Source organism: Okeania sp., assembly GCF_983059655.1.
Window position 1 is genome coordinate 1 of record NZ_CEZPJD010000114.1, and the last position, 14,703, is coordinate 14,703.

Annotated in this window: 9 protein-coding genes; 2 read left to right on the forward strand and 7 right to left on the reverse strand. The window is 33.5% G+C overall.

Features of this window, described 5'->3' with window-relative positions; translation table 11 throughout:
- Window positions 1–648: 648 nt before the first annotated feature.
- A complete protein-coding gene (locus AC3DU7_RS09230; RefSeq protein ID WP_488039055.1) occupies window positions 649–1,611 on the forward strand; it encodes a glycosyltransferase family 2 protein in 963 nt (320 codons plus the stop codon).
- Window positions 1,612–2,046: 435 nt separating this feature from the next.
- Here the strand turns inward: AC3DU7_RS09230 and AC3DU7_RS09235 are convergent, their stop codons facing one another.
- The 4 genes from AC3DU7_RS09235 to AC3DU7_RS09250 form a co-directional block, all read right to left on the reverse strand.
- Window positions 2,047–2,409 carry a PIN domain-containing protein gene (locus AC3DU7_RS09235; protein ID WP_488039056.1) on the reverse strand — a complete coding sequence of 121 codons (363 nt, stop codon included), beginning with the start codon at window positions 2,407–2,409 and terminating at the stop codon, window positions 2,047–2,049.
- Window positions 2,410–2,414: 5 nt separating this feature from the next.
- The gene (locus AC3DU7_RS09240; protein ID WP_488039057.1) at window positions 2,415–2,654 is read right to left on the reverse strand and encodes a hypothetical protein; all 240 of its coding nucleotides are present in this window, start codon (window positions 2,652–2,654) and stop codon (window positions 2,415–2,417) included.
- 683 nt (window positions 2,655–3,337) lie between these two features.
- On the reverse strand, window positions 3,338–4,006 hold the full coding sequence (locus tag AC3DU7_RS09245) for a pentapeptide repeat-containing protein (RefSeq protein ID WP_488039058.1): 669 nt from the start codon (window positions 4,004–4,006) through the stop codon (window positions 3,338–3,340).
- 281 nt (window positions 4,007–4,287) lie between these two features.
- Complete coding sequence (locus AC3DU7_RS09250) at window positions 4,288–5,061, reverse strand: amino acid ABC transporter substrate-binding protein (RefSeq protein WP_488039059.1); 774 nt, start codon at window positions 5,059–5,061, stop codon at window positions 4,288–4,290.
- A 378-nt stretch (window positions 5,062–5,439) separates the two neighbouring features.
- Between AC3DU7_RS09250 and AC3DU7_RS09255 the strand changes: the two genes are divergently transcribed.
- Window positions 5,440–5,874, forward strand: a complete 435-nt coding sequence (locus tag AC3DU7_RS09255) for an ArsC/Spx/MgsR family protein (RefSeq protein WP_488039060.1) — start codon at window positions 5,440–5,442, stop codon at window positions 5,872–5,874.
- Between the two features lie 562 nt (window positions 5,875–6,436).
- Here AC3DU7_RS09255 and AC3DU7_RS09260 read toward each other — a convergent pair.
- The 3 genes from AC3DU7_RS09260 to AC3DU7_RS09270 all read right to left on the reverse strand — a co-directional run.
- Complete coding sequence (locus tag AC3DU7_RS09260; protein WP_488039061.1) at window positions 6,437–8,119, reverse strand: EAL domain-containing protein; 1,683 nt, start codon at window positions 8,117–8,119, stop codon at window positions 6,437–6,439.
- A gap of 348 nt (window positions 8,120–8,467) precedes the next feature.
- Window positions 8,468–9,244 carry a 16S rRNA (guanine(527)-N(7))-methyltransferase RsmG gene (gene rsmG, locus AC3DU7_RS09265; RefSeq protein ID WP_488039062.1) on the reverse strand — a complete coding sequence of 259 codons (777 nt, stop codon included), beginning with the start codon at window positions 9,242–9,244 and terminating at the stop codon, window positions 8,468–8,470.
- A 552-nt stretch (window positions 9,245–9,796) separates the two neighbouring features.
- Window positions 9,797–14,703 (reverse strand): WD40 domain-containing protein (locus tag AC3DU7_RS09270; RefSeq protein WP_488039063.1); only part of this gene is annotated, 4,907 nt, incomplete at its 5' end.

Below are 14,703 nucleotides of genomic sequence, written 5' to 3' on the forward strand. Positions count from 1 at the left end.
TCGCTCACTAAAAGCAATAGCTGAAGCGCTGAAGCGCTGACGGCTGAATGCTTACGAATTATTCAGAGCTAAAAATCTTAAATACCTCAATTTTATGATTCTGAGAATTAAATGAAATGTCTTGCTATTTTTAATCAATAAAAAATTCTCAAAAGTTTTGGAATGTTAGATTTTCCTCCTGCTGATGTAGCAGAATTATTCAGAGCAATGTCAAAAGTTTTAGAATCTCAGATTTTCCTCCTACCGATTTAGCAGAATTATTCGGAAATGAATATGAATTATCTACCTCGAAAGGATATATTCAAGCCAAAAGTTACCCATTGAAAACTCAAGAAAATCAATAAAATATCCAATACTCAACTAACAATGTTTTAACAGACTATTTGAAATTAAAAAATCGTCAATATGGGATAGCTTTAACCCATCAACATAATTTTGAGAATGAGAATTGGACCTAGAATCGTAATACCAATTAACTTTAAAGGTGTCACAAATATTTTAAAACTTTAGATGTAAAATAACTGCCTGAAATTACTGTATAATCAAAGTTTTAAGCCGATAAAATTCTAATTTTTGACTTTCAACTTTTGACTTTTGACTTCAGAAGCTTTAACCAATCAACATAATTTTGATAATCAGAATTGAACCTTGAATAGTAAATACCTCAGTTTTGTCATCCCAGTTTATAACGAAGAAGCAACTATCAAACCCTTGTTTGAGAGAATTTTAGATGTAATAAATTTAGCTGAAATTGATAGTTATGAAATAATTTTTGTAGATGATGGTAGTAACGACTCATCTTGGATAGAAATTAATAAATTAATCAAAGAACATCCCCAGAAAATCAGAGGAATTAGATTTAGAAGAAACTTTGGTAAATCTTCCGCCTTATCTGCTGGATTTAAAAAAGCTACAGGAAATATTATCTTTACTCTAGATGCAGATTTACAAGATGATCCGGCAGAAGTACCTAAATTTTTGGAAAAATTAGAGTCAGGATACGATCTAGTTTCTGGATGGAGAAAACATCGTAACGACCCCTTTTCCAAAACATTACCATCGAAATTATTTAATGGAGTAACATCAATTTTAACTGGTGTAAAATTACATGATTTTAACTGTGGCTTAAAAGCTTATAAAAAAGAAGTTTTAGACTGTATCAAAGTTTATGGAGAATTACATAGATATATTCCAGTATTAGCCCATAGTTTGGGATTTAAAATTTCTGAAGTAACAGTACGACATCATCGGCGGAAAAAGGGAAAATCTAAATATGGTTTAGAACGTTATACCCGTGGTTTTCTCGATCTATTAACTGTTTTAGCAACTACTCATTATTTACATAAACCAGGTCATTTATTTGGAAGTTTAGGATTATTATTCGGTGCTATAGGAATGACATCTTTAGGTTATTTAACTGTACTTTGGTTTATGGAAATTCGACCTATAGGTACTCGCCCTTTATTTTTATTTGGAATTTTGTGTATTATCCTGTCCGTACAATTAATATCTTTAGGAATTTTGGCAGAATTAATAACTAAAAATATAGATGATAATTATGTAGATAAACAGATTTGTGAAGTTATAGAAGAGAGTGAAGAAAATTTTTAAGCAGTCACCAGTCAGCTATCAGCTATTTGTTATTAACTCATTATTATACTAGAAAGAAATTATCCACCAAGGAGAATTAAAATTCCGGTGCATCTCAATTTTGAATAAAGCCAGAAATTTATCGCTTTTAGGGAACAGGGAACAGGGAACAGGAAATATATGGGAAAAAAGTATTTTTGCAAATATGAGATGCACCCTAAAATTCATTAATAAAATTGGCTATAAACTAACCTCAGTAATTGCTTGAATATGCTCAAAAAGCTGATTGCTGTTTGCGGAGCATGACCCAGGAAATGCTTATCCATAGTTAACTTAGAAGTCGTAAAATACACTATCAAAAATAGAACGAGAAATTCTAAACTTAATGTTAATAAGATTGTGATAAAATTCGTTTTTATCGCTTATTTCTATTTTTCCTGACTGAGCTAACTTTTTTTAAATTGCTAAAGTCCCTCTAACATTTAATCCTAACTTAGTAGCCATCTTTCTAGCAGCTAAATCATCTAAAATAATAAAATCAGCTTGTAATTCTGTAGCTAAAGCAATAGTCTCTGACTCGCCTATTCCCAAACTAACATTAAGCCTATTAAACAGAGATTTTAAATTAGTTGCCTGTACTAAAATTTTTTCTTTTCCTAATAAAAGCTCACTCTGCTGACTAATTTCATCATTCTTAGCCTGAATTTCAGTAATAACTGATGGAGTTAAATAAAAATAATCATTAGCATTAAGAAATAACTCTAAAACTTGCAATCTAACTAAAAAAATAATCGGAGACGAATCAATAAAAATTTTCAAATATTTTACCACTTCCGCTCCAATTCTGCATCCTCTGAAGATAGATAAGAAAATTCAATTCCTAATAAATCTAAAGTATGCAATAATTCATCAGAATCAATCCCCATAATTTCAGCAGCTTTCTTCAAACTAATTAATCGCGTCATCAAAGCACCTATTACAAACAGAATTTTTTCTTTTTGTTCCGTTTCTAAAAAAACTGGTAAAGATGCTGCAATATCTTTTAAATAAACAGTACTTGTCATTTTTATTACGCCTATTAATCAATTTATTTGTAAGCATTCAGCGGCCAGTCATCAGCTATCAGTCATTGCTTTTAGTGAGTAATAAAAGCTTTATTGATTAGGTTAATTATAAACTTCAGTAGAAGTAAGAAAAATAAAAGCAAAAAGAAAAAAATTAAGTAGGTAATTAATATTAATAATCAAATATAGCAATCCTAAATAGGTTGCGGGTAATCAAAAAGTAGATAAAAAAACTGAAACTCCCGCCTATTCCCTCTCTTGGTACGCGTTCCCTTGCGACTCGTGTCGTCGCGGGTTCGCACCGCTGTGCCCTAAAAGTATTCATTAATGGATAATTGATAATTACCTCTGGTTAAAACCGCTATGGAATTGAATATAAGGAAATATTATTTCTTCTCTTGATTGATTGGATATGGCGAGGAAACCTCGCTATCCCTCAACCGCTTTTTTCGGCTTAAAATGGGTAAATTATTTAATTATTAATTAGTTAATTATTCGGCAAGATTTTTATACACAAATAAAATAGGATTACTATATAAAAATCATATTCATAATATTTCAGATGTAGAAATAGTTCCTAATAATTAAAATTCAATATTTTGATTTAGTAGCTCACATAATCACGAGCAAAACATCAGAAAGCCTGCACCACGCAATTTAGCATTGGTGTCAGGCTTTAGGTACTAATATTGGATACTTCTTTGAAACTCTTCATAACTTGCGCCATCTGGCATTATGACTCCTTGGAGAGCTGCTCCATCTATATTTAAACTAGAAATATTAGCACCCAAAAGACTTGCTTCATTTAAGTCCGCAGCACTCAAAATAGCTTCTGTTAAATCAGCTCTCATTAGACTTGCTCCAATTAAATCAGCTCCTGCCATATCTGCTCTGGCAAGGTTAGCTCCAATTAAGTCTGCTTCATTAAGAATAGCGCGTCGGAAATTCACGCCATATAAGTTGGCCCCGTGCAAGTCTGTTTCACAGAGGATAGCTCTTGAGAGGTCAGCATTAATCATATTAACTTGACTAAAATTAGAACGACTTAAGTCTGCTCTGGTAAGTTTTGCTCCTGTTAAGTCAGCTTTGTTGAGTTTAGCCCCTGTCAGAATAGCTCCAGATAAATCTGCCCCACTTAGATCTGCTCCAATTAGATTAGCTCGACTGAGATTAGCTTTGGCCAAATTTACTCGACTAAGATTAGCCCGACTCAGGTTAGCACCTATTAAATCTGCTTCAAAAAGATTAGCCCCTTCTAATTCAGCTTCTAGCAAGTGTACTTCATGTAGATAAACACCACTGAAATTTCTTTCTCCTCTTGCGTACTGTCTTAATAATTCCTCTATTTTCATAATATGTTCATTAAAACTTTTCTTTAAAATATACTCCCATCAGAATAGATAAACAGGAGATTATTAATGGATAATTGATAATTGATAATGGATAATTGATAATTGCTTAATTTGGTCTAATACTATTTCTCTGTAACAATGCGCTTAATAATTATTGCCCAGACCTTATTAAAGTAACTATTCTCATCTTTATATTAAGTGCAACTTCACGGAGAAATGGTATAACCTTTTCTTCCCTTCTGCCCTCTGCCTTCTGCCTTCTGCCTTCTGCCTTCTATGGATTATCTGAAGCTTTCATAAGGAAATTTACCTTTTTCAGGATCAAACCACTGATGCAAAAGTTGAGTATTTTCATCACTAGCAATAGTAGTATCAACAAATCTATCCCAATCTGGATTTTGTAATGGTAAAATACAACCATAATTTTCAAAAGTAAAAGGAATTTCAGGTATTAATTCAAACTCACTAATAGTTTTATTTTGTTGCCGAACTTCTCCTAGTAATAAAATTCCATCACTAGCAACAGCATCAATTTTACCATTATCTAATTGACTAATACCTTCAGCTCTGTTAGAAAGTGATTGCCAATTTGCATTGGGATAAATAGGGCGAAATTCTTCATCAGTAGTTGAGTTTGCTAAAAATCCTATGGATACTTTTCCAGTAGTACCTCTGATGGGGTCAAATCTTTCTACATCTGTTTTTCTTACTAAGAATTGAATACCTGTAGTAAAAAAAGGAATGGAAAAATCTACTATTTTTTCTCTCTTATTATTAATAGTTGTAGCAGCACAAACAATATCTAGTTTCCCATCTTGGATTAGTTGAAAACGGTTTTCTAGAGATATTTCTTGCCACTCCAATTTAATCGATATATCAATTTCTTGTTCTAAACGTTGATGAATTAATTTAACCAATTCAACAGAATAACCTTCTAATAGATTGGTTTCATTGCTCATATAGCTAAAAGGAGCTGCATCACTTCTAAATCCTGCTTTTAGTACCCTCCCTTGTTTGATTTTTTCTAATACAGTTTTTTCTACAGTTTCTGCCAAACTTGTTAGAGGAAAACTGATGAAAAATATGGCTATTAAGAAGGAAGAGGGAAGAAGGAAGAAGGAAGAAGGATAAATAAGAAAGAAGGAAGAAGATAACTGGAACATCAAAATTAATAAACTGATAATTTAAGTGAATTGATTAAAAAGGAAAAAGGAAGGAAGAATATAATTGGATTATCGAAATTAATAGATTAATAATTTAATTATTTGTGTAACAAAGTTAGCTTTTTGACAAGTATTTTATATGAGATAAAAATCAGATATTAAATTATACCATACCTGAAAATCAAATTTCTTGATGATTGGTAACAATTTGCTATTTCAGTAGGGATTAAGATGAAAAAATCACCAAAAAACTGCTGAGGAGATAATACAATGGCAAAGGTGATTTTTTATGAAAAACCAGGTTGTAAGAACAACACCAAGCAAAAGACTTTGCTAGAAGCAGCAGGTCATCAATTAGAAACTCACAACCTGTTGAAAGAAGCTTGGACAAAAGATAATTTGCGTTTATTTTTTGGCGATCGCCCAGTAGTAGAGTGGTTTAATAAAGCTGCTCCAAAAGTTAAATCTGGAGCAGTAATTCCCGAACAAATAGATGCTGAAACTGCTCTAACAATGATGCTGAGTGACCCATTACTGATCCGTCGTCCTCTAATACAAGTGGGCGATCGTAGAGAAGTGGGATTTGATGTAGAAGTTGTTAACAATTGGGTTGGTTTACAAGCTGTAGATGAAACCCAGAGGGAAAAAAGTGAGGAGTTGATGGGTCAAGACTTACAAACTTGTCCAAATAGCCATCATCACTAGAATTTCATACCTTTTCACAGAAGTTAAAAGCGAGTGTGTAATTCTGAGGTCTCCTACGGGGCTTATAAAGTGCGGAAGTAATTCCGCACACAGCCCCTCCAGAATGTAAGACACACTCAAGACAGTTAAAAGTCATGTACTAAGATTTTATAGACTTAAAACTCTGATGCCACAGTAATTTCAGGAAATTATTTCAGATATGGGGTTTGAAAATATTTGTGACATCTTTAAAGTGAATTGGTATCAGAAAGTTTATTATTAATAAATTTGTTGAATCTCTCGTTAGAAAATTTTCTGGCGGGATATATTTTTTATGGCAATTTACACTCAGTTTTTTTGTTTCTCCGATCTTATAAAATGATGATAATTAATTATTATATAATTGTTATTCAAAATCAGTCATAAGTGTTAATAATGAAATGCACTTTTACTCTACTGACCGAATAATTAAGGTTTAAAGCCTCTTCTTTAAAGGATAAAAAAGAAAAAATTTTTCCTACCGCGTTAATCCTCTTCTTTTCAAGGATAGGTAATTGTTAATTATTAATTATTAATTGTTGAACTACTGGCTAACTAAAGGTTTTGGTCTAGCAATTCCATAACCCTGAGCATAATCAACACCTATGTCTTGCAACTTTGCTAAAATAGCCTCATTTTCTACAAACTCCGCAATTGTTTCCATACCCATCATATTACCAATACGATTAATAGCCTCCACTATTTCACAGTTAATCGGATTATCCACCATATCTTTAATAAAAGAACCATCAATTTTGATGTAATCTACAGGCAAATTTCTTAAATAACCAAAAGATGACATCCCACTACCAAAATCATCTAAAGCAAACTTACAACCTAACTCCTTTAGAGAGCAAATAAACATCTCCGCTTTCTTTAAATTAGCAATTGCCAAAGTTTCTGTCACTTCAAAACAAATCATTTGAGGTCGTATTTGATGAGAGTCAAATTGCTGATATAAAAACTCAACAAACTTCTCATCATTAATACTATCTCCAGAAAGATTGATAGTATACATACAGTCAAATTTCTTTACTTCTTGAAAACACTGTTCTAAATATGCAAAAACATGGCTCACTACCCAGCGATCGATTTGATGAATCAAATTATAGCGTTCTGCTGCTGGAATAAAAGCCATCGGGGAAATAATCTTCCCAGAATTATCCCGCAAGCGTAACAATATTTCTTTATGTTCCGAAACAGAATCAGTTGCTATCAAAGGTATAATAGATTGATAGTACAAACAAAAGCTATTGTCCTCTAAAGCTTGAGGAATTTTCACTGCCCACTCAATCTGATTGCGCTGTCTGACTAACTCATTATCATCTACTTGATAAACATGAACTCGATTCCTCCCCAAATTCTTCGCAGCATAGCAAGCAGCATCAGCAGCACTCAACACGCTAGCTAAATCTTCTTGAGTACTACTGCTGATAGAGATTAAACCAATACTCACTCCAATTCTAAAAACCTTTTCCTCCCAAATAAATCGGTAATTCATAATTTCTTCCCGCAGTGAATTCGCTATCTGCTTTGCTGTCTCTAATTTTACATTGTGTAACAACAAGCCAAACTCATCACCCCCTAAACGGGCTAAAGTATCATTTTTTCCTACTTTACTTTCCAGCAAATTACTAACTTGACGTAACAATTCATCCCCTGCTACATGACCACAGGTATCATTAACAATTTTAAATTGGTCTAAATCAAGATAACAGAGAGCATGACTATTAGGGTATTGGTCGCTGAATTTCAGCAACTGCTCAACTTCTCGCTCAAATTGATGGCGATTAACTAAACTTGTCAATTGATCGTGACTTGCCTGCCATAATAACTGATTTGCCAGATATCTTTCTTGGGTAACATCCCGAAATACTAGCACTGCTCCAATAATCTCACCAGCCACATTGCGAATGGGTGCTACCGAATCGTCAATGGCATATTCGCTACCATCTTTAGCAATGAGTACAGCGTCTGTATCTATATTAAAAGTCATGCCAGAGTTAATCGCTTTTTCAAATGGATTTTCTATAGGCAAGCGAGTACTTGCTTTAATCACCGAAAATACTCGATCCACTGGCAAACCTCTGGCTTCCATCATTGACCAACCTGTGAGTTTTTCTGCTATCGGGTTCAACCCTTCAATCCTACCCTCTGCATCAGTTGTAATTACAGCATCCCCAATTGATTTTAGAGTAACTTGAGCAAGTTCTTTGCTCTGGCGCAACTCTTCTTGGGAAGATTCTAAAGAGGTAAGGCAGAAGGCAGAGGGCAGAAGCGGTGCAACCCCGCGCCGCCACTAGGCGCAAGCGGTCGGAACCCGCGGGGTGCGTCAGACGCAAGCGGTCGGACCCCGCGCCGCCGACAGCTCGCTTGCGGAACGCCGACTCCTGTGAGGGAATGCTGACCAAGAGAGGGAATGCGCACTCCTGTGAGGAAGAAGGGTTAGAAAGGAATTTGAAAAACATGGTTTTGAAAGGTATAATTCCTGTTTCTAGACGAAGTACGAGTTATGGCTATTGGAATTTTAGGTTTAGGCTTAACCTGCAAAAAATGAAAGTATTAAAGCTTGTTTTTAAGATTTATGTAGATGATTCAAAGGTTTTTGAGTCGGTACGCCAACTGAACGAGGATAATTTGTCGGACTTTTATTTACTTTTTGCAAATATATACAATGACGAATACTGTTAGTTAAGGGAGTTTTAAATTCCTCAATAGTATGTATTTTTCCTCCCAAAATTTTGACAACTTCTCGTAAATTAGCCCGTTCATCAGTTGTAAAATTTCCCCGATATAAAATTGCCATACCACCTATTTTTAAGATTGGTAAAGCATATTCAGCACAAACTATTGTAGGAGCAACAGCTCTTAAAAGAGCAAAATCGTAAATTTCTCTGTGTTTAAATACCCGACCAATTTGTTCAATTCTGTTAGTTAAAGTCAAACAATTTTTAATAGCTAAGTCTGCTAAAATAGTTTCAATAAAATTAATTTTTTTGCGTGTTGAATCTAGTAACGTAACAGTATATTGAGGTAAAGTAATAGCAACTGGTAATCCTGGAAAACCTGCACCAGTTCCAATATCAATAACCTTTTTTTCTTCTTGTGAGTTTATCTGATTTTCTAAGATAAATTTAATGCCTCGGAGGGAATCCCAAAAATGCTTTTCCCAAAAATCTTCTGGGCTAGTAATTCTAGTTAAATTTAACTTTTTATTGCCGATAATAATCAACTGATAAAGTTGCTGAAATTGTTGCTGTTGTTCTGCTGTTGGTTGCCAATTTAATGTTTCCTGCCAAAGAGAATTCATTTCTGGCAATACTGGCAATATCTGGTTATTATTATCATTCATTTAGCTTTTTATAGGGAATACTGTTTCACTGAAGTCAAAAGTCAAAAGTTAAAAGTAATATTTTATTGATTCAACACTTTAACACTACAGTAATTTACAGAAATTATTTCACATCTAAAAGTTGAAACTATTTGTAACATTCTTTTTTTTAATTGGTATAATATCGTGTCTGGATAATTAGTTATAAAAAAAACTTTCTTCTTCTTCTCCTATTCTTCCTATTCCTTCTTCTTTCTTTCCTCATGACTCCTGACTCCTCCGTAGTTATTTATTTATCACTGTTCAACCGGACATAACATAATACCATGCATGAAAAAAGAATGTTACGAATAGTTTGGTCAACAAAAATGGTTAAAGTCAGATATATATTTAGCACTTGGAGAATTATTTCATGGTCAAAAATGATAATAACAGTTCAATCTAGCTGACTACTGGCTACTGACTATTGGCTACTAGAAATAGTTCCAGTATTTGTAGTAAACATTTATAAAATTGGTATAACAGATATTAGTAGCAAACATTTATAAAAGAGGTAATTATAACTTTTAACTTTTAACTTTTGACTTGACAAAGCTGACGATCGCTATCAGAAACATTGGGATTAGTATGTAAATAATCACTCACCCAATTACAACCTTTCTCTAACAAATCATCCAATGCCAAATTCCACAAAATAACAGTATTATCTCTGCTACCGGAAGCTAAAAATTTACCATCAGGACTAAAACTAACACTCATCACACTATCACCATGACCGCTCAAAGTTTTCAATAAATTCCCATCATTAAGACCCCATAATTTCACTTTACCATCATAACTAGATGAAGCAATTACCTGACCATCAGGACTAAAACTAACACTGGTAACACTATCACTAGAACCTTTTAAAAAAGTTTTCAACAACTCACCATCTACACTCCAGAGTTTGACCATATTATCATAACTAGCCGTAGCGATCGCCTTACCATCAGGACTAAAACTTACCCCCAACACCCAATTATCGTGAGCAGGAATAGTTCTGAGCAGCTTACCATCTATACTCCAGAGTTTCACTGTACCATCATCACTAGCAGAAGCAAGCATTTTGCCATCAGGACTAAAACTAACACTATTGACCCATTTTTTATGACCAACTAAAGTTTTGAGTAATTTACCTTTGCGGTTCCACAACTTGACTGTTTTATCTTTACTAGCAGAAGCAATAATTTGATTGTTAGGACTAAAACTGACACTCATTACACTATCATTATGCCCGATAAGATTAATATTCTTAGAGATAGGATAAACAGAATGATAATTTACATTCCAATTCCAATCAAGACAAATATTTCTAGTATCCTTTGAACAACATTGTAGTCTAGTTAACAATTCTGCTTGTACGGACGTTGCATGCAACGTCCCTACTGGGGTAATTTTAGCCAAACTGCTATACTTTACTTCTTCAAAATACTGATTTGTAGAAAAATTGAACTGTGGCAGGAGGCTAAATTTATTGGGAAAAAAGGAAAGAATTTTGCTCAGGGGAACTAGGCAAAAATTACCTGCTTTCACAAAACATCCAATCTCCCCTACTCCCCTACTCCCCCACTCCTCTACTTCTCCGTGTGGTTGCCAATACCTGGAATAATCAAGTAATTCAGAATTCCAGATTTTCTGTGGATAGTTAAGATACCACAATCTTACTGTATTGTCATAACTACCAGAAGCAAGAATTTCACCATCAGGACTAAAATTTACACTTGCGACTCTATCTGTATGTCCCTGAAGAGTCTTGAGTAACTTACCTGTAGGACTCCATAGTTTAATCGTGTTATCTTGAGATGCAGAAGCTAAGATATTACCATCTTCATTGAAAGTCACACCCAAAACTCTGTGTTGATGTCCTCGTAGAATACTGAGAGAACTGTTTTTGAGACTCCACAATTTAATAGTTTTGTCATAACTTGCTGAAGCCAATGTCTGACCATTGGGGCTAAAACTAACTTCAGTAACTTTGTCTCCATGACCTGCAAAAGTCTTCAATAAACTTCCATCTAAGTTCCAAATTTTGATGGTATTATCTGAACTAGAGGAAGCTATTATTTGACCATCAGGGGAAAAGTTAGCACTGAGAACTTCTTGCTTATGGCCAACAAGTTTAGTTTCCAGAATAACTCTGTTTCTAGAAAGACGCCAAATTTTAACTGTTTGATCCCCACCTCCTGTGACTATCCTGCGACCATCAGGAGAAAAATTGACACTATACACTGCATGATTATTCTTGCCATTTCTATGTCTTAAAGTTGCCAATAGTCTGCCTCTGAGGTTCCATAGTTTGACAGTGCCATTTGCATTAGCAGCTGCAACAACCCGCCCATCTGGGCTAAAGCTAACCCAATTGACAACTGCTTTGGTTTTAATTGTTCTGAGTAATGCTCCTGTTTTGCTCCAAATTTTGATCGTTTTGTCTTGGGAACCTGATACTAATATTTTACCATCTGAACTAAAGCTGACTGCTGTGACTTGATCCCTATGACTTTTCAGACTCAAAGGTTTAATTTCTGCTTGCTGAAGATCCCATATTTTTACTGTGCGGTCATGGGAAGCAGAAGCTAGATATTTCCCATCTGAGCTAAAGCTAATTCTGCTGACACTATCTGTATGACCTTTTAATGTTTTTTCTAATTTACCATCGTGCGTCCATAACTTAATAGTTTTATCTACACTAGCAGAAGCAATTAAATTACCTTCAGGCTGAAAAGTTACACTCCAAACTACATCACCATGCCCTTCTAGATGATTATACTCTTTGACTCCATAAACTGCTTGCTGTAGGGAAGCTGCAATGCGATATTCTGTATCATTTGGTAGGTGATTTTCACCTAATGATTGTTTGATATTTGTCCATTTTTCACCTGCTCTGAGACCTTCTATCAGAGCATCAAATTTATAATCTGAGAAAAATAATGCTTCTGAAACAGCAGTCATACTATTAATATCTGCTCGATATCTTTGAGCATCTGCTACCTGTTTTTGAAATATTGTTCTCTGCCAAAAACCTAGTGTGGCGATGGTTGACAGTGACATTGAGATAATTCCCACAATTGCTACTGCTAGTTGTCGTTTTAAGGCAATATTTAGTTGAACTTGACTAATTGTTTTTTCATTTTCTGCCTGTTTTTTAGCTATTTCTGCTTGTTTAATTTCAACTTCGGCTTGGAGTAATCTCTCTTCTAAATTGAATCTTTGACGGATTGGTTTTACTAAATAATCATGGACTAGCTGATAGTGTTTTTCGTGTGGTTCTTTTCTGACAAATAATAACCCTGAATCTATTAAAATTTCTAAAATTAATTCTGGTAGATTAAATCCTTTATTTTCAGTAAAGTTAAGTTGATTTTTGGCGGTCTTATCTAAATTATTATTAGAGGTAGATAGCAAATTTTGTTTGGTAAATTGTTCAATTCTTTCTAATAATTCTGTTTTAGTTCTACTAGCCCTGGTTAAATTATCATTAGTCAACGCAAATAAAATTTGCATAGTAGTTTCTTCATTTTCCTTCCCACAATCTACGATTACTTGCTCCAAAAATTTTTTGATTAATTTTTCTTTAGCATCTTGTGGATTAATGCCAAATTTTTTCTGGAATCGATCTAAGGTTTTAATGGGAGGTTTTTCTTCTTGTAGTTGACTTCCTACTACTTGCAATTCAATCGGACGAATCTTGTCTCTTTCATCTGCTAAACCATCAACAATTACATCAATTAACTTAGGTTCTAAATTAAATTTAGCTCTTTTTGTCAAACATTCTATAACAGTGTAAGCATCTTCTCTAGAAAAATCTCTTAAATGATAACGAATTTGTTTATCTAAAATATTATTGTTAATAGCGTCTAGATAATTAATAAAGTCACATTCTAATAAATAATGTAAATAATCTTCTCTCATGGATAAAATTATTTTTACAAAGGGCAGATTGAGACAATCTCTCATAAATGTATAGAATGCTTCTCTCTCTTCAGTTGTATTGCTAATAAAAAAAAATTCTTCAAATTGATCGAATATTATTACTGTTAATAAATTCCTCTCTGCATTGTTTTTTAAACTTTGTAAAATAGATGATTCTATAGCTTTAAATTTATCTGTAATGTAACGTAAATATGGAGTAATTTTTTCCGTTGCTAGATCGGGCTTGATTGAAGTCTTTGATGTTGCATTTTCTGAATAATTTATTTGCGGTTTGATCGGATTTTGATCCTGTCGAAATTTTCTTTTGTTATGTAAAGCTTTTTGTAAAGCATTTGCTAATATTTCTAGCCAGTCAGTATATGCTTGCACTACTACTGGTATCGTATCTCTTGCTGAAATACTGATATTGTTTAAGGCTGGTACTAACCCAGCTTTCACTAGAGAACTTTTACCAACACCAGAAGGGCCATGAATAATAGTTAATTTGTGGTCATCTCGGCTAATTCTTTCTAGCAGATGATTAATATCTTTTTGGCGACTAGAAGCGGTTATTTCTTCCGGTAAATTTTGATAATAATCTAGTGATTCTTTAATATAAACTTGTTTTTGTGGCTGTAATTGAGATGCACCAATAAAAGCTATCAATCCATATTGATGACCAATTTGCTTCTGTGTTTTTTTGAGGCGAAAAGCCTGTAGATATTTTCTTTGGTCATAATAAAGCGATCGCAATTCTGTTAAAATCTCTAAATAAATTTTAGGGTCTCTAACTTTTTGAGTTTTTAAACTATTTTTAATTGCATTTCTTTCTGTAACTTCAGCTATTTCTAGATATTCAATAGCTTCTTTTTGGCGATGTAGTTTTTTGAGGCTTCTTGCTAGTAAACATAAGTATCTATTTTTTTCTGTCGGTAATGTTATATCAGTTGCATAAAATAAAGTATTAAGTGCTTTTTCAGATAGCTGTAGTGCCTCTTCCCAATTAGATTTTTGTAGAGCTACTTCTGCAAGAAAACCATAATCTTGTGCTACTTGTAAATCATTTCCATATTCTTGATGTATTTTTAACCCTTCTATAGCAATAAATTCTAATTCTTCCCAAGCTTTTTTCTTTTCTATAACTTGCTCTAGTGTTGTAATAACTTGAGCTACTAAACTAAAAGAATTAACTTTTTCAAATAACTGTTTTGATTCTTGAAGTTTCAGTTTTGCTTGTTCTAACTCTGGAAAATTAGGTAGAGAATTTTGAGTAGATTTCAGATAGTAACATAAGGCTATATTATATATAATAATTCCTTGTTTTTCCAAAATAAATCTGTTGCTAACGATTGACATACCAGAGGACTTGGTTCTATCTATATAACATTGCTCTCTAACTTCATTTTTCCATAAATTTAAACTTACTTGATAATGAAAAATAGCAGAATCTATCTTTTCACTGTAGTAGTCATCTCGACCAAGAATTAATTCTATATTAGCTTTGAGGATTGGTTCTAAATATTGAGCGCGAT

Excerpts from the sequence above, each read along its gene's own strand:
- AC3DU7_RS09240 (WP_488039057.1), bottom strand. The coding sequence starts at position 2,654 with ATGACAAGTACTGTTTATTTAAAAGATATTGCAGCATCTTTACCAGTT.
- AC3DU7_RS09245 (WP_488039058.1), bottom strand. The coding sequence starts at position 4,006 with ATGAAAATAGAGGAATTATTAAGACAGTACGCAAGAGGAGAAAGAAAT.
- AC3DU7_RS09255 (WP_488039060.1), top strand. The coding sequence starts at position 5,440 with ATGGCAAAGGTGATTTTTTATGAAAAACCAGGTTGTAAGAACAACACC.
- rsmG (WP_488039062.1), bottom strand. The coding sequence starts at position 9,244 with ATGAATGATAATAATAACCAGATATTGCCAGTATTGCCAGAAATGAAT.